This window comes from Rhizobium sp. 05N430 (assembly GCF_056396985.1).
Genome location: NZ_JBFTMO010000006.1, coordinates 64,702 through 87,934, shown reverse-complemented (window position 1 = coordinate 87,934; position 23,233 = coordinate 64,702). Strand labels below are relative to the sequence as shown.

Genomic DNA, 23,233 nt, shown 5'->3' with positions numbered 1-23,233 from the left:
GCAACCCGTTGAAACGGAGCGACATCATGGGACAAGACAGACCGCTGAGGATCGGCGTTCTGGCCGGAAGCAAGGACGGGCTGGAAAGCTGGCAGCTGGCCGTGCTCGACCGGATCAAGGCCGACAGCCGTTTCGTGCTCGAGACCGTCATCGTCCACGATCGTCCCGACGGCACGGCGCGGGCATCGCGCCTGTTCCGGCTGCAATGGCAGATCGAGAACCGGCTTTTTGCCCGCCAGCCCGCCTATCTGCCCGGCAGCTTCCAGGCTGCCGAGCAGCGCTTCGACGTCATGCATGCGATGTCCGACGATACGGCGCGCGGCAATTATGTTGCACGGCTTGCGGTCGAACTGGGGCTGGATCTGATCATCCGGATGACACCGGCATCGCTGCCGGCAACGGTGGCGAACCTTCTCCCGTTCGGCGTCTGGTCGTTCAATTTTTCCGACGAGTGCTCGGCAGACGGCAGCTGGTTCGGATACCGGGATCTGCTGTCGAAGGCACCGGCGACCGAGCTTATCCTGTCAGCCGACCGCGGCGGGGCGGGCAAATCGACGATTGCCGCCTGCAGTTTCAACATCAAGATTTCAGCAGCCCGCAACACCGCCTTCATCAAGGAGCGTTCGGTCACGCTGTTGATGCGCGAGCTGCGCAAGGCGGCTGCCGGCGAGCTCAACATCGAGCCCGCCCGGGTGCGCAAACCTGCGACACCACCGAAGCTTGCGACTGTGCTGCATTATGGCGCGGCTCTCGGCCTGCATCTCCTCGAACGCGCGGCGAGTGCGGCCGGCCGGCGGATGCATCTGCGCGCCGCCGTCTGGACGCTCTATACCGGCCGGGGAAAGATCGACGATTTCGATCCGTCGCAATCGATCGAGGTGCCGCCGACCAAGGACGACATCAAGGCCGACCCCTTTCTCTTCGAGCATGATGGCAACTGCTATTTGTTCTACGAATCCTATTCGACCGGCGGTCACAAGGCGCATATCTCGGTGGGGCGCTTCGAGGGCGACAAGCTCGTTCCTGTCGGCATCGCGCTGAATTGCGAGCACCATCTCTCCTATCCCTACGTCTTCCGGGATGGCGACGACATCTTCATGATGCCGGAGACGCATGCCACCAAGCGCATCGAGATATGGCGCTGCGTCGAGTTTCCGCTGAAATGGGAGCTGCATTCCACGGCGCTCGAAGGGCGGTCTGCCGCGGACAACATGCTGGTCCAGCATGGCGGCAAGTGGTGGCTGTTCAGCAATCTATCCGACTATCACGCCTATGAGGATCACTGCAGCGAGCTCTATATCTACGAGGTCGATGGCCCGGATCTGAAGGGTCTGAAGCCGCACCGGCACAATCCTGTGGTGATCGGCAGCGTCGCGGCTCGCAACGGCGGGCGGATGTTCGAGCGCGGCGGCCATCTCTACCGGCCGTCGCAGCGTAACACCAACGGCGTCTACGGCTATGGTCTGAACATCATGGAGATCGACGAGCTCAGCGAAGATGCCTATCGCGAGCGGTGCGTCCGGGTGATCACGCCCGACTTCAAGGCCGGCCTGCACGGCTGCCATCATTTCGACGAGGCAGGCGGGCGCTACATACTGGATGCGCGGCTGACGGCGTAGAGTTCCTCCAGGCTGCGCCATTGCAGCCGGGGGTTCCTGCCGCCCGTCAACACTGCCAGGGCGCCGGCAAAGCTTGGCGCCGGGGCAAGATTGAAAAGCTTCCATTTCCGGGGGCCTGATGGATCGGAGTCCAGCCTCTTGAGAAGAGGCGTGGCTTCCGTGCCGATAGAGACGTCGAAGGATTGCAGCGGCAGCGACAGGCCTTCGCCATGCGCCTTGACGAAGGCTTCCTTGCGCGTCCAGCAGCGATAGAAGCCGTTCAGGTACTCGTCTTGCGACAAGGCTGCGAGATCGCGCCGTTCGGCATCGGAGAAGCAATAGGCGGCCACGTCTTCCTTTAACGGCGCCTCCTGTTCGATATCGGCGCCAAGAGGATAGCGGTCCGAAACGGCCAGCAGCGCCAGGCTGGCGCTGTGGCTCAGATTGAAATGCAGAACCCCGTGAAGCCCGGTGTCGAGACCGGGCTTTCCGTATTCGTTGTAATTAAAGCTGATGTCCTGCGGCGGCAGGCCGAGATAGTGCGCCAGGATTTCGCGCAGCCGCCCGCGCCCGGCAATGTAACGGTTGCGGTCGGCGTCGAAGACGAAGGCGGCGGCGCGGGTCCGCTCGTCGCCGCTGAGCAGCCGTTCGAAGCCGTGGACGTCAGGCAGCGGCGGTTCGAGATCGAACAGCCAGAGGTCGATGATGCCGTCGCTGCCAGCCGTCTCAGGTCGCATAGGCGAGCTGTCCGCCGGCCGGACGCTGCTGCACCATCCGCTTGGCAAGATGGGCCATCAGCATCAGCGGATAGTTTTCGCCGAGGCTGATGCGGCAGGTGCGCTTCAGGATGTCGAGCGACTGGGTGCAGGTGTCGCCGCCGTAATCGACGCTCTTGTCGGCCCACTTGTAGGGGTTCATGCCCGGATGGGCGGTACGTTTCTGCAGGATCGGCTGCCAGTTGGTGAAGACGTGGCGGCTGGAATCGTAGAGACGGTAAACGCCACGCTTGTGTTCGGCGGCAAAGCGCTTGGCGTCGTCCTCGGTGTCGAACATGACATGCAGACCGGCGGCGTTGTTGACGTCGTTATGGGGGCCGACGCGCAGCACGTCGCTGTGCGACAGGATGTCGGTCATCACATCATAGCGCCGGCGCATCTTGCCGATCATCGGATCGAGCTTCTTCAGCTGGACATTCAGCATCGCGCCCTGGATCTGGTTGGCCTTGAAATTGACGCCGAGGATCGGCGGCTCCTTGATGAATTCGAGATGGCCGCGGAACAGCGCGCCGATATCGTGATACATGCGGGCGCGGGCGAACAGGGTGGCATCGTTGGTAGCGAGAGCGCCGCCTTCGCCGATATTGATGTTCTTGAACTGATTGAAGCTGTAGGCCGCCGCATCACCGAACGAGCCGGTGCGCTTGCCCTTGTAGGTCAGGCCGACCGCCTGGCAGGCATCCTCGATGACCAGAAGATTGTGTTCGCGGGCGATCCGCATGATGGCATCCATGTCGCAGACCATGTTGGCCATGTGAACCGGAATGATCGCCTTGGTCCGCGGCGTGATCTTGCGGACGATATCGGCCGGATCCATGGTCAGCGTCTGGTCGATATCGACAAGCACGGGAACGGCGCCGGCAGCGAGCGGGGCGGCGGCGGTGGCGATCCAGGTATAGGCGGGCACGAGCACCTCGTCGCCGGGGCCGATGCCGGCGGCGGCAATCGCCGAAATCAGCGCTGCGGTGCCGTTGCACATCGTCAGCGCGTGTGACAGGCCGAACTTCTCGCAGAAGTCTGTTTCGAAACGCTTCAGCGGCCCGCCGGTGTCATCGCTGTAACGGGCGAGCTTGCCTGATAGCATTACCGGCGCAAGCGCCAGCCATTCACGAACTCCGACACGGGCCATCTGCTGAAATCTCCTGCGCTCCCAATTCGCGGCGCTCATGGCCGCGCGACACCGAACCTTAAAACGGAGCGCCGGGCCGTTCAGCATATCCTTCCGGCTTAGGAGAGGGTGGCCGGTGGTGGGAGCCTAGCCGAAGTCGGTAGGCGATCTAATCCGCGGGACCTCATTGGACGATTTATGTCGCGGGCGCGGTCTTGCTATCAAAGGGGACGCTATCGAAGGGGAAAAGGCCTTGAGCATTCTCGATCTCAGATCCATGCCCGTGCACACCTTGCTGCAGGTCGATGTCGCCGTCATCGGCGGCGGGCCTGCCGGGCTTACGATCGCGCGCGAGCTGACTGGAAAGGCGGATGTGCTGGTGCTCGACAGTGGCGGCCCGTCCTATGAACCGGGCCCGCAGGCGCTGAATGCGGTCGAGAATACCGGTGAACCATCCGGCGGCCGTCAGGCGCCCGAAGGGCGGGGCTATAACGGCTCTCTTTCCTGGCTGAACGCCATTCCGGCCTTCGAGCTTCGCAACCGCATGCTCGGCGGCAGCACCCATACCTGGATCGGCAAATGCGCCGCCTTCGACGATATGGATTTCGCATTGCGGCCGTGGCTCCGGCTGTCCGGCTGGCCTTTCGAGCGCAATGAATTGATGCCGCATCTCGGCCGTGCCGCCGAACTGCTCAATCTCGGGCCCAACGTCTATGACGAGAAGCTGCACGATCTGCTGCGCACGGCGCCGGAAGAGCTCAGGCTCGACGCCAAGAGCCTGCGCTATTTCTTCTGGCAGTTCAGCCATGAGCGGAAGAAGAGGGGCGAGCCGATGCGCTTTGCCAATGTGGCCCGCGGGCTGGCGCAATCGGGCACGAAGTTCCTGACCAACGCCAATGTCACCGAGATCCGTGCCGAACAGCGCGGTTATCATTCGCTGAGCGTCGCCAGCGCCGAGGGTAATACGGCGACAGTGCGGGCGAAGATGGTGGTGCTCTGCTGCGGCGGCGTCGAGAATGCGCGGCTGCTTCTGGCGTCGAATTCGCTGTCGCCTGCCGGTCTCGGAAACACCCGCGGCACGGTCGGCCGCTATCTCGCCGATCATCCGCGCACGACGCTGATGCGCTTCCGCAAGAGCCGGGATATCGACGCAGTCACGCGTCATTTCAACTTCTACGGGTTGAAGCATGGCGGCGCGCCGCATTTTTATCTTCGCGGCCTGTCTCTGAGCCCAGCGATCCAGGTGCGGGAAGGGTTAACCAACTGTGCCGCCTATCCGGTGCAGATCCACGCTGCCGACGATCCCTGGGCAGCCCTCAAGCGGCTGGCAAAGGGCGGCGGCAAGCGCGCGCTCGGCGATCTGCTAACGGTCGCCGGTTCTGCCGGCATGGTCGTATCGGGCGCCTATCAGCGTCTCGTCAAGATGCGCGGACTTCCGCATCGTTCGGCCGAACTGCGCTTCGACGTGATGGCCGAGCAGCAGCTTGATCCGGAAAGCCGCGTGACGCTGTCCGAGAAGCTCGACCGCTTCGGCAAGCCGATTGCCCGGGTCAACTGGAAGATCGGCGAGACCGAAGTCGAGAGCATCGCGCGGCTGGCGCAGACCATTGCCGGCGAGTTCCAGCGGCTCGGATTGCCGGAGCCGGAGCTTGCCGAATGGATCGCCTCCGGCGACCGGTCGGCGGCGGCCTTCATGGACATGGCCCATCCATCCTGCACGACGCGCATGGGCAGCGATCCGGCGACCAGCGTCGTCGATCGCAACGCGATGGTGCATGGCGTCGATGGTCTTTACGTTGCCGGCAGCTCTGTATTCCCGACAGCAGGTCACGCGAACCCGACGCTGATGCTGGTGGCGCTATCGATGCGGCTTGCCGATCATCTCAGCGAACGCCTTGCCGGCGAGCGGCGGCCGGCCTCAGGCGCACAGCAATCGCGCCAGGTCGTCTGAGGTTCCATTTCGATCCGGAAATGAAGACGCCGCGCAATGCGCGGCGTTTTGGATTCGTGGCGATCCCGTTCAGATCTTGCGGAAGTAGAAGCCGGCACTTTCGCTGGCGCCGAGTTCCGGATGGGTGTCGATCCTGGACGACAGCGAGGGAATCGCCCAGCGGTCCACCAGCTCGTATCCGAGGCCGGTCACATGATGCATGAACTCGGCTTCATTGCGGATCTGGTAGGGCACCTTGGCAGGCCCGATCTGCTCCAGCGTCACGACGGTCGGCCCCTTGCGCAGGGCGACCTTGTTGAGCAGCAGATGTTTCGGGGCTTGCGGCATGTCGCCGATCAGCTTGCCGAGCGGGATGTCGAGATATTGCATCAGCCCGGAACCGAGAAACAGCGGCGCGGGACCGGCGTCGGCCATGCGGTCGACGAAGGAAAGCCGGGTCAGCTTATCCTTTTCGGCAAGGCGCTGCCCGGCGCGGATGATCGACGGCAGGTCGTAGACGACCCAGCGGAAATCCGGACCAAGCGGCAAGTGTGAACGGAAGGCCCGGTATTTGGTGCCCATATGGCCGCCGGCATCGACCAGGCTGCCGGTCTCGCGGACCAGATCGCGCATCCAGAAGAGGACCGGATAGTCCCAGGCGGCGATCTTGCACATCTGCTCGAAGGCCACAGGGGCGATCTCGTCGTGATCGTAGCCGGCAAGCGGACCGGTGCTGGCTGCGGCCAGCGCTTCGGCATAGCTGGAATAGGCGCCGGTAAAGCGGCGCGGGATCGGAAGGAAGTATCGCAAGCGCCCGCTGAGGGCTTGCAATGGCACAATAAGCTTTTCAGCACGCCGCCTTGCTTCGCGCAAAGTCGATGTGCGGCCTTTCAGCGTCACAGTCGTCGTCATCGGCTTTTCCCCGGCCTTGATGGATGGTCACTAAGTCTTGTGTTGATCTTTCACCTCCCAGATCGGAACGACGCCGCCGTGGAACCGATGCATCACCCCCAGTGCTGCAAAATAGGTCACGGCGCCTGACAGCACCTGAAAGGCAATCATCTCGATGCGGGTCATCGCCGTCGCTTCACCGATATAGCCGAAGGCATAGACGATGGCCGACATCGCGAGGATCGCGATGAAGACATAGCCGCAATCGCGGAACACCCGCTTCCAGTCGAGGCCGCCATAGCGGCCCTGTAGATGGGCGGAGATTTTCAGGCTGATCAGCGCGGCGATGCACTGGCCGAAGGCTGCGGCCTCGACCCCGAACGGTGCTGCGGCGACGATCAGGGCGATCGCCACGACGCCGTTCAGCAGCATCAGGCGCGGCATCCGGGCGATGTTGCCGGTGATCGACAGCAGCGGCTCGGTGACATAACCCGGGATCAGCAGAACCTGCTTGATGGCGAGGATGGAGACGAGTGCCGCAGTCGGCGCCCAGCTGTCGCCGAGCGCGATGTCGACGAGCGCGGGAGAGACCAGCGCAAGGCCGATATAGACGGGGGCCGAGACGATCATCAGCGCCGTCATGAAATGCGTTGCGGTGCGGCCGAGCTCCTCGAATTTCTGCGGGTCGGCCGGCTGGCCCTTGATCTTGCGGAAAGCCGTCCAGGCCAGCATGCGGGCCGGCTCGCCGAGCAGCTCGGAGATGGCGCCGACGATCCGTTCGGCAGCGCGGTAGTAACCGGCTTCTGCCAGGCCCAGGAAGCTGCCGAGTGCCAGAGTGCCGGAATAGGAGCGTAGGTAGAAGATGATCCGGTTGGACAGGATGTGCCGCGAGAATTCGAGGATATCGAAGAGGAAAGCGCGGGTGAGATGGAAGCGCGGATACCAGCGCACGACGATGAAGGAGCCGATCAGGCAGGTGGTCTGCATCACCAGCCGGCCGATGATCAGCGAGGCGACGTGGAAGCCGGCATGCAAGCCGGCGATGGTGACGGCGAGCCCGAAGCCCTCGGCGACGATGCGGATGATCGACTGCTGCTTCAACTGCCCGCGATTGACGAGGAGGCCGTCATAGACGACCGATAGCGAGGAAGGCAGGAACCAGCAGCTGTAGAGCGCGATCAGAATACCGAGCCATTGCTCGTTCCAGACATGCAGGGCGCCGGAAATCAGGAAGCCGACCCCGGTGCAGAGAACGCCAGACATCACCGCAATCGTACCGATCTGGTCGAGCTCGCGGCCGGTGCTGTGGGACTTCATCACATACTCGCCCCAGCCGCCCTCGGCACAGAGCACCAGCAGGATGGCGATCGCCGAACTGTAGGCGTAAAAGCCGAATTGCGCCGATTCGAGGATGCGGGCGGCGAGCAGGAATGCCAGCAGCTGGGCGAGCTGCGAGACGATCTTGGCAGAGAGCGTCCAGAGCCCCGCACCGAGGAAGGCGGGCATCTTCATGCGCCTGGCTTTCTGCTGCGGATTCTGGCTGTCCGGTCTTTCCTCCCCCTCGTTCATCTCACCGAACCTCGCGGCGGATTGAACAACAAGGCGGCTGCGGTGTTATTACTGAAGCCCGGATAGATACGGCGCCGCCTTGCCAGCCCGAGAAACAATCGTTGGACAAGGTTTGCGCGGTATGCGATTCCCGGCAGGACGGAGAGCTTGTACTGAGTCGGCTGCCGAATAGGTAGGGAGACAATGTCATGATCACAGAGTCAAAGGCGGCACGTAAATCTGCATATGCGCAGAGCGCGGCCAGCTTCAGTGATCTTTCCAAGGATGCCGGTCCCGGCCAGGCGCCGGATGGCCGTCCGTCTTTCCTGAAATACAAGCTCCGCTGGGGCTTGGCGCTGTTCTGCCTCGCCTGCTGGGTCATTCTCGCCGCCATTTTCATTTGGTGAGCCGCTCTTTCTCGTTGTGAGCGAGAAAAACCACCCCGACCGTTTTCCAGAGAATGCTGATATCCGTCGTGAATGAGCACGAGCGGTAGTAATCCACGTCGTACTGGACGCGTTCCTCGTAGGAAGTGTCCTGGCGGCGGCTGACCTGCCACATGCCGGTAAGACCCGGCGTCATCGCCAGATAGACATGGGCGTTGGCGCCGTAACGCTCGATTTCCTCGGCGATGATCGGGCGCGGGCCGACAAGGCTCATCTCGCCGCGCAGCACGTTGATCAGCTGCGGCAATTCGTCGGCGCTGGTCATTCTCAAGAGCTTGCCGAGCCAGTGGACGCGCGGGTCGTTCATCAGCTTCTGCGTTTCCTGCCATTCGGCCCGGCGCACCGGATCGGTCGCCAGGATTTCGGCCAAGCGCTCGGCGGAATCGGTGCGCATCGAGCGGAATTTCAGGCAGCGGAACGGGCGGCCGTATTTGCCGACACGGGTATGGCTGAAGGAGATGGGGCGGCCATCGACGATCAAAAGGGCGATGACGATCAGGATCAGGGCCGGGGCCAGAAACAGCAGGCCGAGGCTAGCGAAAACGATGTCGAGGGTACGCTTGAGCCGGTAGCCGGCTGCAACGACACGGATCTCCGGCGTGACCTGGTCACCGCGGGCAAAGCCGTCGAAAGCAGATAACATATCAAACCCCATTTACCCTTGAACCCATGATCAGGTTGCCAGCGCGTCTGGCCATTTACAATTCATCCTGAGGGTAGTCGGCTAGTCACATAGAGGTAATCGGGCGCGTCCAATCGTTGCCTTGCGATGCGGGATTACCCAGCAAGTGCAGCTTCTTGGCCAGCGTGTGCCCGTTCGAGGATCTCATCGTAGAGCTCGAACAGGGCCTCAGCCCAGGAGAGGGAGGTATGTGCCATGCCGGAGCGCTGGCGCAGGCAATTTGCACTCATGGTGCGAATGAGGGCGTCGTCATCGGCAAGCCGCCGCATGGCGGCTGCCAGGGTTTCGATATTGCCGTTCTCGAAGGTCAATCCGCAGCCGAGATCGGCGATCTCGCGGGCGAGCAGTGCGGCCTGCGGAATGATCACGGGAATGCCACTGGCGACCGCCTCGACTGCGGCAAGACCGAAGGGTTCCGGCACGCGCGAGGAGATGACGATGCAGCGTGCGTCGGTGACGAGGCCGGCAATCTCCTCCTTGCTCTTCCAGCCGTGCAGGACGGCTTCGGGATAATCGCGTTCCAGCACCGCGCGACCGGCGCCATCGCCGATGACATGCAGCGGGACATTGGCGAGACGCGCTGCGCGCGCCGCATCCTCGAAGCCCTTTTCCGGCTCCAGCCTGCCGATGAAGAAGAATTTCTTCGTCTCCGCCGGACTGGGCGGCAGGTGCAGGAAGGGCTCCACCGGGTTGCGGATTGTGCGGATGAATTCGGCATTGATGCCGGCCCGGGTGAAATATTCATGCATGTGCTGGTGCACGATGACGATATTGGCCGGAACGTAGCGCGTCGGGAAGAAGTGCTGGCGGATGAGATGGCGGGTCGAGCGCCAGACTTTCTCGTGATAGCCGCGTTTGTCGCATTGCGTCGTCAGGCACCGTGCCGACATCGGCGTCAGGTTGCAGACACGGTGGCTCTGATAGTTGGCATAACCGCCGTTCGGGCAAGAGAGGAAATAGTCGTGGGCGTGCAGCACCACCCGCGAGCGGACGCGCCAGAGCGCCCGGAAGATTGACGGCGAGAGGATCTTCGACCAGCCATGAACGTGATAGATCGTGCCGGGTGAATCGGTACGGGCGATGACGCCGCGCAGGCTGTCGTAGGCTGCCTGATTGTAAAGCCCGCCGATCGTTGCCGCCAGCTTGTGCTGGTTGACGAGCGGCATGCCGCCGACGCCGACCATCTCGGCCGAAGCGATACCGTGCTCGACGCCGTCGCCGGCGAAGTAGGTGACCGGAATGCCCCGGTCACGGATCAGTTCGGCGGAGAGGACCGCCAGATTGGACGCGCCGCCGACCCGTTCGGAACGGTCATTGATGATCACGACGCGATCGGGCTGACGGTGCCGCATCCGCTATTCCAGACTTTCGATCCGGCGCGGGGTCAACCGGCCGCGGAAAAGGTCGAGCATCGCAAGCATGTTGCCCTTCAGCCGGCCGCGGCGATCGACCCAGGGTTCCGGGCGCAGGCATTTGGCGAAGTTCGCCGCGACGTTGCGGCCGATCTGGACTGTGCCGTAACGCGTACCCATCGTCTGCTTTCGCATCAGATAGATCGGGTTGGCGATCTGCGAGTATCCGAGCTTCAGACCCGCCGTGCGGGCGACCTTGACGCCGAGATGGACGCCTTCGAGGCTGTCGGCGGAAACGACGCTGCCATATTCGGCGATGCGGCGGCTGAAATCGACGTCCTCGAGCCAGCCGTAGGCCGGCAGGTTTTCGTCGAAGCGGATTTCACCTGCCTTCACCGCCGACATGCGGATTGCCATGTTGCAGCCGTATGCGTTGTAGATCGGGCTGATGGTCATCGGCAGGTTCGACGATTGCCGGGCGCGGTCGCTGACCAGCTTCAACCCGTCATGAACGGAGATGCCGGGACCGATGATGCCATCGGCCAATACCCGGCCGGTGCACATGGCGACATCCGGATGGGTCTGGAAGATGGTTTCCAGCCGTTCGATGTAGTTCGGCACCATGATGAAGTCGTCGTCGAGGAAGAGCACCACACCGGCGTTTCCGGCATTGGCGACGATCTCGTTTCGCTGTCTGCAGAGGCCGCGCTCGGAAATGATGATGCGGACGGGGCAGGCGAGCGAAGAAAGCGACACCTGGTCGATATCGGTGGTCGAGGTGACGCAGACGATGACCTCGTCGGGTTGGCGCGTCTGCTTCGAGATCTGCGGCAGAATGGCCGAGAGGATGTCGCGGCGGCCCGAGCTGGCGATCCCAACCACCATGTTCAGCGGTGATGCCGTGGCGCGGTTGATGATTGCCGGTACCGAAGCGGTCCGGGTGGCCCCGGTTGGTTTCAGGAGCTTGTGGCGGCCGCCCGATACTTTCGGCTTTGCGGCGCTGATCTGTGTCGTGACGACGCCGAGAAGATTGATGCGGCCGCTGCTGAATTCGCTGAGGGCGTTCTGGATACGGTCGTTGGTCACGTCGCTGCCATTGTCGAGGACCAGCAGCACGCCGTCCATGAAGCTGCAGATCTGGCGCGTATCAGCCGACCCTTCGAAGGGCGACATGTCGACGATGACGATCTTGAACTTGCGGCGCAACGCCTCGATTTCCTGGCGCAAGGCCATCAGATGGCCGAAGCGCTGGTGCGGGCCTGCCGAGCGCATGATGTCGGGTACGGTAACGGTCGCGAGCGCGCCCTCGGTATCCACCACCGGCTCGAGATCGTTCGGACGCTGGTTGTTCTTGCGGGCGGCGTGATCGGAGCCGAGCAGCTTCAGGCCGAAGGCCGGGCCGGAGTCGGCTGCGACTGTGCTCAGGCGTGCGTTGATGAAGTCGGCGTCGACGAGAACGACATTGCTGCCTTCATGCTGGTAGACTTGAGCCAGATTGACGCTGAGCGTCGTCTTTCCTGCGCCAGGCGTGATCGAGGTGATGCCGATGACGGTCGAATTGTTGGAGCGGAATGCGGCGTCGATGGCGCCCCGTATGCTGCGCAAGGATTCCGTGAAGCGTGAATAGGGTGCATCGAGAACCCGCCGGTAGGCGACGTCGATGCTGACAGGCGAGACGCTGGCGGCGAGATTGCGTTCGCGGCCGATCAGCGGGATGGTCCCGAGCGAATTGATGCCGAGCTCGCTGCGCAGCCGCCCGAGGACATTGAGGCGGCGGCGATAACCGTCGTTGAACAAAGCCATGCCGAGACCACCAGCAAGGCCGAGCATGGCGGTCAGCGGAATGATGAGGCTGGGTTTCGGCCAGTTCTTGGAAAGCGGAGCGGTGGCCGCCGTGACGATGCGGGCGTTGCCGATCGGGAAGGACTGGCGCTGGATGGCGCCGGTCACCTGCTGCAGGATGGTTTCGTAAATCCGGCGGTAGGTGGTGGCCTGGCTTTCCATCTCGGTCAGTTCGACACGCGCAAGGTTCTTGTCGGTACCGGCGGCGGTCAGCGATTCCAGCTGCGTCTTGAGCAGCTGTTCGCGGTTCTTGGCGACTTCCAGATTGGTGGCGTAGAGCGACTGGATGCGGGTATATTCGTCGTCGATCGCCTTCTTCAGGCCGGCGACCTCGTCCTGTGCCGCAACGACGGCTGGATTGCCGGCGTCGTAACGGCCGGTCAGATTGTTGAGCTTCGACACGGCGATGCTCAGGTCCTCCTGAAGCTTCTGGATACGCGGATTGTTGACGGCTTCCTGCACCGTTGCATCGGGCTCCCCGCCGTTCTTCAGGCGGGCGAGTGCGTCGTATTTTGCGGCTTCAGCCGCCGTCTGGGTACGGGCGCTGAGTTCTTGGGTGCTGATTTCGGAAAGCTGCTGCTGGTCGAGCGAGGAGGTGGCATTGATCTCCATGATGCCGTTCTTGGCGCGGAATTCTTCCGCCTGCATCGCTGTCTCGCGGGCTTTCCGGCCAACTTCGATCAACCGGCTTTCGAGCCACTTGGCGCCGCTCTGCGCGGCGGCGGCGCGCTCGGCAAGGCCTGAGCGGATATAGGCGTCGGCAATGGCATTGGCGACGCGGGCCGCCTTTTCCGGATCAGTGGAGCTGTAGCCGATTTCTAGAATATAGGACTGGCCGACGCGGGTCACCGTGACGCGGGAGAGGAAAGACGCCATCGTGCGGCGCATCAAGGCTTCCTCAGCCGTCTCGGTTGGGGATTGCGGCGCAGTCTCCGGCTTGTGCATGCCCGGGATGATGCTCTTTATGGCGCCGGTTATCATGCCGCGCCAGGACTCGCCGCCGATGATCTCAGGGTCATGATCGAGCTTCAGCTTGGCGATGACGTCGCGGGCGATCGATTCCGACTTAACGATTTCCACCTGGCTGGCGATTTCGGCGGCTTCGATGATGATGGTGCCGGTGAAGGCGTCCTGCGAGGCGATACGGCCCTGCTCGGGGTCCATGACCAAGCGGGTCGTTGCCGAGAAGATCGGCTCGGTGCTGAAGATATAGAGCCCGCCGACCGACACGCCGAGTGCCGTGCAGATCGCCAGATGCGCGGCGTGGCGCTTCAGGAATGCCCAGATGTCACGGAAGGATATGTATTCGCGCTGCGTCTCATCGAAAGCGTGATGATTGCCGGGAACGATTTTGCCGATCTCCTGAATGACCATGTCTATCCTCGCAGCTCCCTAGGGCGTTTGTTTTTGTTCAGGTTCCAGGGCGGAAATGACCGTTCCCTGGAAGCTGGTGGATACGTTGTAGCGAACATCGAGAACGTCACCGGGCTGCAGTTCCTCGGTGTCCTGAACTTCGCTCGTCGTCGGAATGTCGCTCGCGGTGCGCGTCACCCAAAACTCCAGCGGCTGCAGGTCGACAGCCTTGAGGCTCTGGTAGCGGGACACCGTTGCACCGGCGATCTGCAAGAGCTGGAGCGTGGTTGCCCGCTTCAGCTTGGTATCCTCGATGTCGGATTCAGTGGTCTGCAGCTCCTGACCGGCTTCGGTGGTGCGCTGGCTCTTCAGGGTTTCGGCGTCGCGCTTCGTTTCGCTGAGCTTCTGCTTGGCCTGCATCGAGGCGACGACGAGGTCGAGCTTGCTACCCTGCATTTCAGCGACCGTGCGCTCGAGGGCTGTCTTGCGCGAGGTGGTCAGGATCTTGGTATCGACGAGCTTGGAGATGTCGCTCAACTCGTCCTGGGCGATGGTGACCTGCCGGTCCTGCGTCGACATCTTCTCGTCGAGGACGCTGATTTCGCTGGTCAGCAGGGTTTCGAGCTCGGTTGCCGATTGCAGCGCGCGGCTCAGCGCATCGGCACGGGCCTTGAACAGGGCCGTTTCGCTCTGGATGATCTGGCCGATGATCGGATCCTGGCTCCCCGCGGCGATCTCCGGCGGAAATTCGATCGCATCCTTGCCGGAAAACTCGGCCATCAGCCGGGCGCGCTTGGCCATATATTGCTTGAGCTGCAGTTCGAGGCGGCCGAGATCGCCGGCATAGCGGATCTGTTCGGCGTCGGAATATTCGCCCTGCGGGCTGCTGCGGCGTTCCTTGCCGCCGGCCATGGCCATCGCCTGCTTGACGGTCAGTCCCGGGCGGAATTCGAACTCGCCGGAGCGCTCGACGGCGCCGCTGACATAGACCATCGGATATTTGACCACCTCGACAGAGGCGGTCGGCGCGGTCGCCAGTCCGGTGATGCGCTTCAGATTGGCGCCGATCAGCTGCGAGATCTCATCGACGGTCTTGTCCTCGACATTCATCTGGCCGATCATCGGGATGAAGATGTTGCCGGCCGGCGTGACAGTGAATTCGCCGTTGAGCGCGGTCCATTCCTTGTAGTCGCCGGTCGATGCCACCCATTCGACCACGGTGACCTTCAGCTTGGTTTCGGGACGGACCTGATAGCCGCTCTCATCCGCCAGAACGCCTGACTGGGCGGCTGCAAGCAAGAGTAGGGCGGCGCCCGCAACCTTCGCGGAGAAACGTCCGCGTCCTTTTGCGCCAATGGTCATCTGACAGCCTCATGGTTCGCATCGTCCTGGCGGAGGGCCGCCGGGCATAATGGCACGGATGATCAGGCGAAACGCCCGCGAGCGAAATCCCCTGGAGGCGGTAGGCGCAGCTAGTTCTTTTGGCCGCTGGGGTAGCTCGCGCGCATGGGACGCACTGAAGCGTCCGCGCGGCGAGGCCCGGAATGCTTCATTCGGATTAGCGTGAAAAAGGAGAAGGCGGACAGCATCACGAAGCGGGCCGAAACCGCACCCGCCGCGCAAGATCCCTGTATATCAACGAAACCGGGCTCGCTCCGTGTTCCGAAGCGAGCCCTTCCGCAAGGAGCCAGGTCGCGGCTCTATAGTCCGCGAGTATTAGCTGCCGCATTTGGAATAGGTTCTACTCGCTACTTTCCCCAATCCCGAGGTCAGGATGCCATATCGATGGTCGAAATCAACTAATCCCTTTGGGTTAAGGGCTTAAACCGGGGCAAAATAGCCGGTTTTCGGGCAGATAAGGCGCTTTTTAGCGCCTCCTGTTGCACGCTTGCCGCGGTTCAGCTTCCCTTTGGCGGAGCGATTGTTTCCACCTTCGCGACGGCACTCGGCTTTGCGCCATCGGGCGCATAGCCGCCGCCGACGGCGACGTTGAGCGAGACGTAGTCCTTGGCCATCTGCTGGACGGCGGCGGCCAGGCTTGCCTGGGCCGTCGAGACGTTGCGCTGCGCATCGAGAACGTCGAGCAGCGAGGACGCGCCGTCCTTGTAGCTGGCGGTCGAGAGCTCAAGCGATTCCTGGGTGGTCTTCACCTGGGCACGCAGGGCCTGAACCGTCTGCGCATCGCGGCGCACYGCCGASARTGCGTTCTCGACCTGCTCGACGGCGCTCAGCACCGCAGACTTCCAGGCGAGATAGGCRGCCTTGGCATCCGACTTGGTGATGTCGACATTGGCGCGCAGGCGGCCGCCGTCGAAGATCGGCAGGTTCAGCGTCGGGCCGAAGGACCAGGTGGTCAGGCCGCCATTGCCGCCGACCGGGCGGACATAGGAGGGCGAGATCGAGCCCGACAGCGAGATCGACGGATAAAGCTGCGCCTCGGCCACGCCGATATTGGCGGTGGCGGCGGCCAGATCCCGTTCGGCCTTGCGGATATCCGGACGGTTGCGGATCAGGTCAGCCGGAATGCCGGCCTGCAGGCCGCCACGGAACACCGGCTGATGCGAGCCCTTCTGCAGATCGCTGACCAGCGAGGAGGCCGGCAGGCCGAGCAGGGTGGCAATGTGATGGGCGGCAACCCGGAAGTTGGTTTCGAGACCGGGGATTTCGGCCTGGGTCGACTGCACCAGACCTTCGGCCTGGACGACGTCGAGGCGCGAGGCCGCACCGGCTTCGAGCTGGAACTTGGTGAGATCGAAGGTTTCGCGGCGCGACTTCAGGTTTGCCTGGGAGAGCGCGATGCGTTCCTGGTAGTAGCGGGCGTCGATATAGCTGTTGACCAGATCCTGGAGGAAGGTGAGCTTGGCGACATCGGCGGTGGCATAGGCCGAATCCAGCGATGCCAGCGCGCTTTCCTTCGAGCGGCGGTATTCGCCGAACAGATCGAGCAGCCAGGAGACATTGGCTTCACCGGCGGTGGTGTTGGTGGCGCCGGAGCGGGTGCGAAGGTTGCCCATCTGGCCGCTGACCGTATGGGAAGCTCCGACGACGAGGCTCGGCAGCGCGCCTGCACCGGCGACTGTCACCTGGGCTTCGGCAGCGTTGATGCGCTCCAGCGCCTGCAGCACGTCGAGGTTCTGGCCGATGCCTTGGGCCACCAGCGAGTTCAGCCGCTGATCGCGATAGGCCGTCCACCACTGGGCGGTCGCAACATCACCATTGCTCTTGACCCCGCCTTCACCGAACTTCGCGGGAAGCGGCATCTCCGGGGGGACATGATCCGGACCGCTCACGCAGCCGGCCAGTGCGGAAGACATCAGCATGCATGCTGCAACCCGCGCGATTATCGTCTGATGCTTCAACGGCCCTCTCCGTGTTTATATCGACGATGCCTAATTATGGTTAATGGATGGTTGATTTTGCGCGATGCTGCCGAATGCGGCGTCACAGCGCCTTCTCCTCATGACGCCCGGTTCTTCCGTAGAGCTCGAGCGGCGGCTGTGGAGGAACGGCATGCATATCGGCCGACGGGAAGCGTGCTGCCAGCAGATCGGCAAGGCTTTCGGAGGATGCGTAGGCGGCGCATTCGGTTGGCGCCACGCAGCTTTGGCGGACGCGGAATGTCTTTGCTGTCGTCTTTGGAGCGAGGTTGACTGTGCCGGTTGCGGACAGTCTGGTTACCGGGTCGAGCGGCGGCGCGAAAAATGGATAGATGACGAACCCCGTTGCCAGGCTCACCGTTACGCACGCTACGATATAAATCAACACAAACCTCATGAGCCTATAACGTCAGCCGCACCCCACCATATCAACCTGCCAATTAGGATTAGAATCCACTGCCGGATGTAGGTCGCGCGCCTCCGCAGGTGCCAAGCGGGGTAGAAAAACAGCCGGATTTCGCTGAAAAGCGGTGAGCGCCCGATCTTCGCGAAACTTTTCGCCTGTCGGGGAGTTTCGGTCTTCAGCAGCAGTGGGTAGAGACCGCAAACGCAGGAGAGACAGATGCCAGACAGATCACGGCCCGGAGCAGACGCAACCGAAGCGGACCTTCAGGCGCATCTGGCCGAGATGGAAGCGGAGGCGATGGCCGATGATTTCGTCCGGGACAATCCGGAAGAAGACGCGGCCCTTGAGGCTGATCTTCACCGGCTGCAGGCAGAGCTCGAAGCACTGCGGGCGCGCCTTTCGGTGATCAAGGAACAGAGTGCGGCTGTGGTGCGCAACAATCTGGAATGGGCCGACAGAAGCGCCCATGACCAGCTCGGCGACTATCCGTGGCTGAAGCTCGCGGGCGCGATGGCCGGAACCTATGTGTTCGGCCGTATGCTGCGCAACGCACCGGTCGCCGCCATCCTGACGGCGGTCGTACCGTTCGTTCTCTCCAAAGCCGAGAAATAGCCGCCATCAATCCTTGAAGTCGCGCAGGCATTTGACGATTTCGCGCAGGCCGCGGGTCAGGTGCTTGTCGCGGCGCATGACGATGCCGAGCTGCCGGACCAGACGCGGTTTCACCGGCGACGTTGCGAGATAGCCGGCGCGGTCGCGGCGCAGCGCCAGCGACGGAAGCACCGACCAGCCGAGACCGGCCGCCACCAGTTCCTTGATCGCCTCGACGCTGCCGAATTCCATGACCGGCTGAGCACGGATGCCTGCATCGGCAAACCATTTGTCCGTCGCCTGGCGGGTATTGCCGCCGTCATAGAGCATCATCACCTTCTGCTGCAGGAAAGTGGCATCAGGACCGCCTTCCGGCATGTCGCTGCCGCGCGGGGCGACGGCCAGAAGCTCGTCCTCATAGAAGATCTCGACCTCCAGCGACCGGGCTGCGGCGGGCAGGGTGACCACGGCGAGGTCGAGCGCGTTGGATTCCAGATCGCGAAGGATTTCGTCGGTATTGCCGATCTTCACGGTGATCTCGAGGCCCGGCATGCGCTTCTTGGCGGCGGCGATTGCGCGAGGCAGCAGATGGATCGAGGCGGTTCCGCCGCTGCCGATCCTCACACGCCCCGCAGCCCCTTCCTTATAGGGCGCCATGGCATCGAGCGCCGTATCGCATTGCTCGATGATTTTTCGCGCATGGGCGAGGAACTCGACGCCGGCGGCCGAAGGCTGGGCACGGCGTCCCACACGTTCGATCAGCCGCACGCCCAATCGCTGTTCCAGCAGTTTGATCTGCAGGCTGACGGCCGGCTGCGTGACCCCGGCGCGGTCAGCGGCCGCCGTGAAGCTGCCCAATTCGGCGACGCTGACGAAGGCGGCCAGCTGATCGAGATTGATCATCAAAGAAATCCTTATGCATTGCATAACAACGATAAGCTTCTTTCACTGTTCCTGCCAGTCCATCCTCGCGCCTTCAAAACGGCAGGAGACTGGCATGACGATCGAGACTGAAGAGAGCGCCGGACGACGGGCGGACGCGGGGCGATGGAGGCTGGCGCCTGACGGGCTGGTAGCGGCGTTGAGGCATTGGCTGGAAAAGCGCCGCACGCGCAGAAACCTGCTTGAGCTTTCGGCCAGTGAGCTTAGCGATATCGGCATGACCCGCGAGGCCGCCCGCGCCGAGGTGCGAAAGTCGTGGTTCTGGGACTGACGCTCTTGCCCCGCGCGAAAACATTCACCCATATGGTTGACTATCGATTCGAATTTTGTATATTCAACCATACGGGTGAATAAATGGACGACGACGCTCTGTCACGTATTCTGAAGGCCGCGGGTGACACCACGCGGCGGAAGATCCTTACGCTTCTTGTTCAGGAAGGGGCGCTGAGAGTGACTTCGCTTGCCGCTCATTTCGACATGTCCCTGAATGCCGTTTCCAAGCACATCAAGGTGCTGGAGGAGGCGGGACTTGTGACCCGCAGGACTGTCGGCCGTGAGCATTTCATGGCCGCGGAGCTCGAACCACTAAAGCTGACTGAGGGCTGGTTCGCGCAACTGAAGTCCATCTGGGACCTGCGCCTGTCGGCGCTGGAGGCTATTCTCGTTTCAAAGGATGACGGACATGAGTGAACTGGAACTGACAATCAACCGCAAGATCGCAGCGCCCCGCCAGAAGGTTTTCAACGCCTGGCTCTCGCCGGAAATCCTGGCGCAGTTCATGCGCACGCCGACCGGCGGCAGCGATGTATCGAAGGTGTCGAACGACCCGGTGAAGGGCGGCCGCTTCTCGATCGTGATGAAGACCGCCGAGCGCGAAATCCCGCATGCCGGAACCTATCTGGAGATCGATCCGCACGCGCGCCTCGCCTTCACCTGGGAGTCGCCCTATTCGCTCGACGACAGTGTGGTGACCATCGATCTCGCCGAGGTCGATGCGAACACCACCGAAATCACGCTGAAGCAGGTAAAGTTCCGCAGCGAAGAGGCCCGCGACGGCCACCGCGGCGGCTGGAATGCGATCCTCGACAATCTTCGGGGCATTATCGCCTGATGTTCATGGCCGCCGCGCTCGTCGGCTGCGGCGGCCATGCTTTCCATCCTCTCAGCCTTGCGGGCTGAAGGTCTTGCGCATGGTCTCAGTGTAGTGGGCGTCTGATGTCGTCCAGCGGAGATCGGCGACCATCCTGGTATCGGCTCCGGCAAGGTAGCGCACTTGCCTTGCCTCGTTCGTCGCCGCCGCAAAGATCGCCTCGGCCACTTCCTGCTCGGTGCAGTAGGGCGTCGGGTAGTTTGCCATCCTCTGGAAATAGGTCTGCGCATAGGCGCCGTAGTCATCCGGGATCAGGCCGTTCATGCGGTCGCCGCTATTGGTGGTGAAGCTCGTTGTCGGCGCATAGCCGGGCTCGACGAGGCGCGCCTTGATGCCGAAGGGTTCGAGTTCGTAGGCGAGCGATTCCGTGAAACCTTCGACGGCCCATTTGCTGGCGCAGTAGACGGCGACCATCGGCATTGGGCCGATCCCGGCGCTGGATGTGACGTTGATGATGGTGCCGCCGCCCTGTCTGCGCATGACTGGGATGATCGCCCGGCAGGCGGTGAAGACACCGAAGCTGTTGGTTTCGAAGATTTCACGGGTGACCGCATCGGGTGTTGCCTCGAAGGCTGAGGCGAGGCCGATCCCGGCATTGTTGACGAAGGCGTCTATCGTGCCGAAGGCTTCGATGCCGGAGGCGATCGCCGCGCGGATGCTGTCGTCGCTGGTAATATCGAGCGGCAGGACCTTGAGGCGGCCGGTGTTATCCGCGAAGGCCGCCTTCTCCGGCTGTCGCATCGTCGCCAGCACGTTCCACCCCTTGTCGAGGAAGAACTCTGCTGCTGCCTTTCCGTATCCTGTCGAGCTTCCTGTGATCATCATCGTCTTGGCCATGTCGGGCTCCTTTCGTTGTCAGGGAGCATAGACAAGTCGCGGAGACGATCTATAATCAGAACTCCATAAAACATTGTAGATCGTCCATCATGGATCCTTTCAGTGACCTTATCGGTCTGCTTCGGCCGCATGCGGCCGTCTCCAAGCCGATCACCGGCCGCGGCAGATGGGGCGCGTGCTATCGTCCCTACGGGGCGCCCGGATTTGCCATCGTGCTCGAGGGGACCTGCTTTCTTCAGTTTGACGAGGAAGCGCCGATCCGGCTTGCCGCCGGCGATTTCATTCTCATTCCATCGACGCCGGCGTTCTCGCTGTTCAGTCATGCCGAGGCAGAGCGGCTGCCGCGCGAACCCACCGATCAGCCGGTGCGGCATGGCGAGGCGGAAGGCGAGGCGGATTTCCGGATGCTCGGCGGCGGCTTCCAGATCGATCCGGTCAATGCAGGGTTGCTGCTGGCACTGCTGCCCGGGATCATCCATATCCGTGCCGATGAGGGCGAGGCCGACCGGCTGAAGCGCATCATCGCGCTGATCATGGAAGAGAGCGTGGCCGACCGGCCGGGCCGCGAACCGGTGGTCGAGCGGCTGCTGGAGGTGATGCTGGTCGAGGCGCTGCGCTGGGGCGGCGGTATGGATGCCGGGCCGGTGACATCGGGAATGCTGCGTTCGATGCGTGATCCCTCGCTCGCCCGTGTTTTGCGGGCGATGCATGCCGATGTCCGTGCGCGCTGGACCGTCGAGGGGCTGGCGAAGCTGGCGGGCATGTCGCGCTCGGCCTTTGCTGTCCGCTTTGCCGAGGCGCTTGGCACGACGCCGATCGACTATCTCGCGCAATGGCGGATGGCGCTGGCGCGCGATGCGCTGAGCCGCGGCGATATCAGCCTCGAGCGGCTGGCTGGCGACATCGGCTATGAATCGGCCAGTGCGTTCAGTACCGCGTTTCGCCGCCACAATGGCTGCTCACCGCGCGAGTTCGGCCGGTCAGCGGGGAGTTGAGCTCAATCGGCGTGACGCGGACGGCGGCGGACGAGATCATCGCCGGCCTGGGGCGGCAGGCGCCAGAAGGTGATGACGCTGGAGGCCGATACCAGGCCGACGACCACGAAGGCGATGTGGAAATCGGAGAGCAGCAGGCCGCCGCCATGCAGGCTGCTTGATATATCGAGCGAGGCGCCGGCTACCGCCACGCCCATGGCCATGGAGACGCGCTGGGCCACCGCATTGATCGCCGTTGCCTGGCCGGTATCGGCCTCGTCGACATCGCCGAAGGACATGGCGCTGATGCCGGAAAAGGCCATCGAGCGGAGGATGCCGCCGATCAGCAGGCAGCCCATGATCAGCCACATCGGCGTGCCAGGATGGAAGAGCGCGTTGATGCCGAGCAGGATGGCGGAAATGAAGGTGGTGACGATCAGGATGCGGCGGAAGCCGAAGCGCGCGAAGGTGTGGGCGGCGCCGAATTTCGAGCTCAGCGATCCCACCGCGGTGATGAAGGTCACCATGCCTGACTGGAAGGGCGTCAGTCCGAAGCCGAGCTGCAGCATCAGCGGCATCAGGAAGGGAAGGGCGCCGAGCCCCATGCGGAAATTCGAGGCGCCGATGATCGAGGCGCGGAAGATTGGATAGCGGAACATGCGCGGGTCGAGCAGCGGATGCTCGGTGCGCCTGGCATGCCAGAGATAGGCGATGCCCATCAGGATACCGACGGCGATCGTCGTATAGCCATAGTACATCGGCAGGGCAGGCAGGCTGACGACGGAAATGCCGAAGACGAAAGCGCTGAAGCCGATGCCGGAGAGGAAGAAGCCGGTGAAATCCAACGGCTTCGGCTCGCGTGCTTCGACCGGCGGTAACAGCTTGGTGACGAGGATGATACCGGCAATGCCGATCGGCACGTTGATCCAGAAGATCCAGTGCCAGCTGAGATAGGTGGTGAAGAAGCCGCCGACCGGCGGGCCGAGGATCGGGCCGACGAGGGCGGGGATGGTGAGCCAGGCCAGCGCATCGACCAGTTGATGCTTCGGCGTGCCGCGCACCAGCAGCAGCCGGCTGACGGGCGTCATCATCGAGCCGCCGGCGCCTTGCACCAGCCGGCAGAAGACGAAGGCGCCGATCGAGCCCGAGAAGGCGCAGCCGATCGAACCGATCATGAAGATGCCTATAGCGATGCGGAAGACGTTGAGAGCGCCGAAACGATCAGCCATCCAGCCGCTGATCGGGATGAAGACGGCGAGCGCCACGAGATAGCTGGTGACGGCCAGTTTCAAGGCGATCGGCGAGGTGCCGATATCGGCGGCGATTGCCGGCAGGCTCGTCGCGATGATCGTCGAATCCATCCGTTCCATGAACAGGGCGATGGCAAGGATGATAGGCGTGAGACGAGGCAAGGGCATTGACCGGTAAAT

General features: G+C 62.8%; 21 protein-coding genes. 8 read left to right on the top strand and 13 right to left on the bottom strand.

The window, feature by feature from the left end:
* Positions 1-26: 26 nt before the first annotated feature.
* Positions 27-1,619, top strand: a complete 1,593-nt coding sequence (locus AC1DJO_RS14840; RefSeq protein ID WP_477971382.1) for a glucosamine inositolphosphorylceramide transferase family protein — start codon at positions 27-29, stop codon at positions 1,617-1,619.
* Here the strand turns inward: AC1DJO_RS14840 and AC1DJO_RS14835 are convergent.
* Together AC1DJO_RS14835 and AC1DJO_RS14830 are read right to left on the bottom strand one after the other, a co-directional pair.
* Positions 1,589-2,335: a 4'-phosphopantetheinyl transferase family protein gene (locus tag AC1DJO_RS14835; RefSeq protein ID WP_477971380.1), complete on the bottom strand. Its 747-nt coding sequence runs from the start codon at positions 2,333-2,335 to the stop codon at positions 1,589-1,591. The genes AC1DJO_RS14840 and AC1DJO_RS14835 overlap by 31 nt on opposite strands.
* Positions 2,325-3,503, bottom strand: coding sequence for a DegT/DnrJ/EryC1/StrS family aminotransferase (locus AC1DJO_RS14830; protein WP_477971378.1), 1,179 nt, complete (start codon positions 3,501-3,503; stop codon positions 2,325-2,327). The genes AC1DJO_RS14835 and AC1DJO_RS14830 overlap by 11 nt, the downstream gene beginning before the upstream one ends.
* Positions 3,504-3,735: 232 nt before the next feature.
* Here AC1DJO_RS14830 and AC1DJO_RS14825 point away from each other — a divergent pair, with 232 nt between their 5' ends.
* Positions 3,736-5,433, top strand: a complete 1,698-nt coding sequence (locus AC1DJO_RS14825; RefSeq protein WP_477971376.1) for an FAD-dependent oxidoreductase — start codon at positions 3,736-3,738, stop codon at positions 5,431-5,433.
* A 69-nt stretch (positions 5,434-5,502) separates the two neighbouring features.
* Here the strand turns inward: AC1DJO_RS14825 and AC1DJO_RS14820 are convergent, their stop codons facing one another.
* Both AC1DJO_RS14820 and AC1DJO_RS14815 read right to left on the bottom strand, forming a co-directional pair.
* Entirely contained in the window at positions 5,503-6,324 is an 822-nt protein-coding gene (locus AC1DJO_RS14820; protein ID WP_112516393.1) for a methyltransferase, TIGR04325 family, read from the bottom strand.
* Between the two features lie 30 nt (positions 6,325-6,354).
* Positions 6,355-7,815 (bottom strand): oligosaccharide flippase family protein, encoded by a 1,461-nt coding sequence (locus tag AC1DJO_RS14815; protein WP_477971374.1) that lies wholly within the window; start codon positions 7,813-7,815, stop codon positions 6,355-6,357.
* 245 nt (positions 7,816-8,060) lie between these two features.
* Here AC1DJO_RS14815 and AC1DJO_RS14810 point away from each other — a divergent pair, with 245 nt between their 5' ends.
* Positions 8,061-8,258, top strand: coding sequence for a hypothetical protein (locus AC1DJO_RS14810; RefSeq protein WP_112390127.1), 198 nt, complete (start codon positions 8,061-8,063; stop codon positions 8,256-8,258).
* Here AC1DJO_RS14810 and AC1DJO_RS14805 read toward each other — a convergent pair.
* The 6 genes from AC1DJO_RS14805 to AC1DJO_RS14780 form a co-directional block, all read right to left on the bottom strand.
* Positions 8,248-8,940, bottom strand: a complete 693-nt coding sequence (locus tag AC1DJO_RS14805; protein ID WP_112516396.1) for a sugar transferase — start codon at positions 8,938-8,940, stop codon at positions 8,248-8,250. The genes AC1DJO_RS14810 and AC1DJO_RS14805 overlap by 11 nt on opposite strands.
* A gap of 134 nt (positions 8,941-9,074) precedes the next feature.
* Positions 9,075-10,331, bottom strand: coding sequence for a glycosyltransferase family 4 protein (locus AC1DJO_RS14800; RefSeq protein WP_477944598.1), 1,257 nt, complete (start codon positions 10,329-10,331; stop codon positions 9,075-9,077).
* A gap of 3 nt (positions 10,332-10,334) precedes the next feature.
* Positions 10,335-13,547 (bottom strand): glycosyltransferase, encoded by a 3,213-nt coding sequence (locus AC1DJO_RS14795; RefSeq protein WP_477971372.1) that lies wholly within the window; start codon positions 13,545-13,547, stop codon positions 10,335-10,337.
* Positions 13,548-13,565: 18 nt separating this feature from the next.
* Complete coding sequence (locus tag AC1DJO_RS14790) at positions 13,566-14,888, bottom strand: polysaccharide biosynthesis/export family protein (protein ID WP_477971370.1); 1,323 nt, start codon at positions 14,886-14,888, stop codon at positions 13,566-13,568.
* 536 nt (positions 14,889-15,424) lie between these two features.
* Positions 15,425-16,846: an efflux transporter outer membrane subunit gene (locus AC1DJO_RS14785; RefSeq protein ID WP_477971368.1), complete on the bottom strand. Its 1,422-nt coding sequence runs from the start codon at positions 16,844-16,846 to the stop codon at positions 15,425-15,427.
* A 121-nt stretch (positions 16,847-16,967) separates the two neighbouring features.
* Positions 16,968-17,288, bottom strand: coding sequence for a hypothetical protein (locus AC1DJO_RS14780; RefSeq protein ID WP_477971366.1), 321 nt, complete (start codon positions 17,286-17,288; stop codon positions 16,968-16,970).
* Between the two features lie 237 nt (positions 17,289-17,525).
* On the opposite strand from AC1DJO_RS14780, the gene AC1DJO_RS14775 reads away from it, so the two are divergent.
* Positions 17,526-17,921 carry a hypothetical protein gene (locus AC1DJO_RS14775; RefSeq protein WP_477940491.1) on the top strand — a complete coding sequence of 132 codons (396 nt, stop codon included), beginning with the start codon at positions 17,526-17,528 and terminating at the stop codon, positions 17,919-17,921.
* Positions 17,922-17,927: 6 nt separating this feature from the next.
* Here the strand turns inward: AC1DJO_RS14775 and AC1DJO_RS14770 are convergent, their stop codons facing one another.
* Positions 17,928-18,803, bottom strand: coding sequence for a LysR family transcriptional regulator (locus AC1DJO_RS14770; protein ID WP_477971364.1), 876 nt, complete (start codon positions 18,801-18,803; stop codon positions 17,928-17,930).
* A gap of 94 nt (positions 18,804-18,897) precedes the next feature.
* On the opposite strand from AC1DJO_RS14770, the gene AC1DJO_RS14765 reads away from it, so the two are divergent.
* The 3 genes from AC1DJO_RS14765 to AC1DJO_RS14755 all read left to right on the top strand — a co-directional run bounded on the left by AC1DJO_RS14765 (position 18,898) and on the right by AC1DJO_RS14755 (position 19,953).
* Positions 18,898-19,113, top strand: a complete 216-nt coding sequence (locus AC1DJO_RS14765) for a DUF1127 domain-containing protein (protein ID WP_112540607.1) — start codon at positions 18,898-18,900, stop codon at positions 19,111-19,113.
* Between the two features lie 83 nt (positions 19,114-19,196).
* Positions 19,197-19,532, top strand: a complete 336-nt coding sequence (locus AC1DJO_RS14760) for an ArsR/SmtB family transcription factor (RefSeq protein WP_477971362.1) — start codon at positions 19,197-19,199, stop codon at positions 19,530-19,532.
* A complete protein-coding gene (locus AC1DJO_RS14755; RefSeq protein ID WP_477971360.1) occupies positions 19,525-19,953 on the top strand; it encodes an SRPBCC family protein in 429 nt (142 codons plus the stop codon). The genes AC1DJO_RS14760 and AC1DJO_RS14755 overlap by 8 nt, the downstream gene beginning before the upstream one ends.
* 51 nt (positions 19,954-20,004) lie before the next feature.
* Here AC1DJO_RS14755 and AC1DJO_RS14750 read toward each other — a convergent pair whose 3' ends face one another.
* Entirely contained in the window at positions 20,005-20,829 is an 825-nt protein-coding gene (locus AC1DJO_RS14750) for an SDR family oxidoreductase (RefSeq protein WP_112540610.1), read from the bottom strand.
* Between the two features lie 89 nt (positions 20,830-20,918).
* Between AC1DJO_RS14750 and AC1DJO_RS14745 the strand changes: the two genes are divergently transcribed.
* Positions 20,919-21,824, top strand: a complete 906-nt coding sequence (locus AC1DJO_RS14745; protein ID WP_477971358.1) for an AraC family transcriptional regulator — start codon at positions 20,919-20,921, stop codon at positions 21,822-21,824.
* A 2-nt stretch (positions 21,825-21,826) separates the two neighbouring features.
* On the opposite strand, the gene AC1DJO_RS14740 is transcribed toward AC1DJO_RS14745, so the two are convergent.
* Entirely contained in the window at positions 21,827-23,197 is a 1,371-nt protein-coding gene (locus tag AC1DJO_RS14740; RefSeq protein ID WP_477971623.1) for an MFS transporter, read from the bottom strand.
* Positions 23,198-23,233: the final 36 nt, after the last annotated feature.

Excerpts from the sequence above, each read along its gene's own strand:
- AC1DJO_RS14760 (WP_477971362.1), top strand. The coding sequence starts at position 19,197 with ATGGACGACGACGCTCTGTCACGTATTCTGAAGGCCGCGGGTGACACC.
- AC1DJO_RS14830 (WP_477971378.1), bottom strand. The coding sequence starts at position 3,503 with ATGGCCCGTGTCGGAGTTCGTGAATGGCTGGCGCTTGCGCCGGTAATG.
- AC1DJO_RS14810 (WP_112390127.1), top strand. The coding sequence starts at position 8,061 with ATGATCACAGAGTCAAAGGCGGCACGTAAATCTGCATATGCGCAGAGC.
- AC1DJO_RS14795 (WP_477971372.1), bottom strand. The coding sequence starts at position 13,547 with ATGGTCATTCAGGAGATCGGCAAAATCGTTCCCGGCAATCATCACGCT.
- AC1DJO_RS14755 (WP_477971360.1), top strand. The coding sequence starts at position 19,525 with ATGAGTGAACTGGAACTGACAATCAACCGCAAGATCGCAGCGCCCCGC.
- AC1DJO_RS14815 (WP_477971374.1), bottom strand. The coding sequence starts at position 7,815 with ATGAAGATGCCCGCCTTCCTCGGTGCGGGGCTCTGGACGCTCTCTGCC.
- AC1DJO_RS14750 (WP_112540610.1), bottom strand. The coding sequence starts at position 20,829 with ATGGCCAAGACGATGATGATCACAGGAAGCTCGACAGGATACGGAAAG.
- AC1DJO_RS14790 (WP_477971370.1), bottom strand. The coding sequence starts at position 14,888 with ATGACCATTGGCGCAAAAGGACGCGGACGTTTCTCCGCGAAGGTTGCG.
- AC1DJO_RS14835 (WP_477971380.1), bottom strand. The coding sequence starts at position 2,335 with ATGCGACCTGAGACGGCTGGCAGCGACGGCATCATCGACCTCTGGCTG.
- AC1DJO_RS14745 (WP_477971358.1), top strand. The coding sequence starts at position 20,919 with ATGGATCCTTTCAGTGACCTTATCGGTCTGCTTCGGCCGCATGCGGCC.
- AC1DJO_RS14820 (WP_112516393.1), bottom strand. The coding sequence starts at position 6,324 with ATGACGACGACTGTGACGCTGAAAGGCCGCACATCGACTTTGCGCGAA.
- AC1DJO_RS14840 (WP_477971382.1), top strand. The coding sequence starts at position 27 with ATGGGACAAGACAGACCGCTGAGGATCGGCGTTCTGGCCGGAAGCAAG.
- AC1DJO_RS14800 (WP_477944598.1), bottom strand. The coding sequence starts at position 10,331 with ATGCGGCACCGTCAGCCCGATCGCGTCGTGATCATCAATGACCGTTCC.
- AC1DJO_RS14765 (WP_112540607.1), top strand. The coding sequence starts at position 18,898 with ATGACGATCGAGACTGAAGAGAGCGCCGGACGACGGGCGGACGCGGGG.
- AC1DJO_RS14805 (WP_112516396.1), bottom strand. The coding sequence starts at position 8,940 with ATGTTATCTGCTTTCGACGGCTTTGCCCGCGGTGACCAGGTCACGCCG.
- AC1DJO_RS14770 (WP_477971364.1), bottom strand. The coding sequence starts at position 18,803 with ATGATCAATCTCGATCAGCTGGCCGCCTTCGTCAGCGTCGCCGAATTG.
- AC1DJO_RS14775 (WP_477940491.1), top strand. The coding sequence starts at position 17,526 with ATGCCAGACAGATCACGGCCCGGAGCAGACGCAACCGAAGCGGACCTT.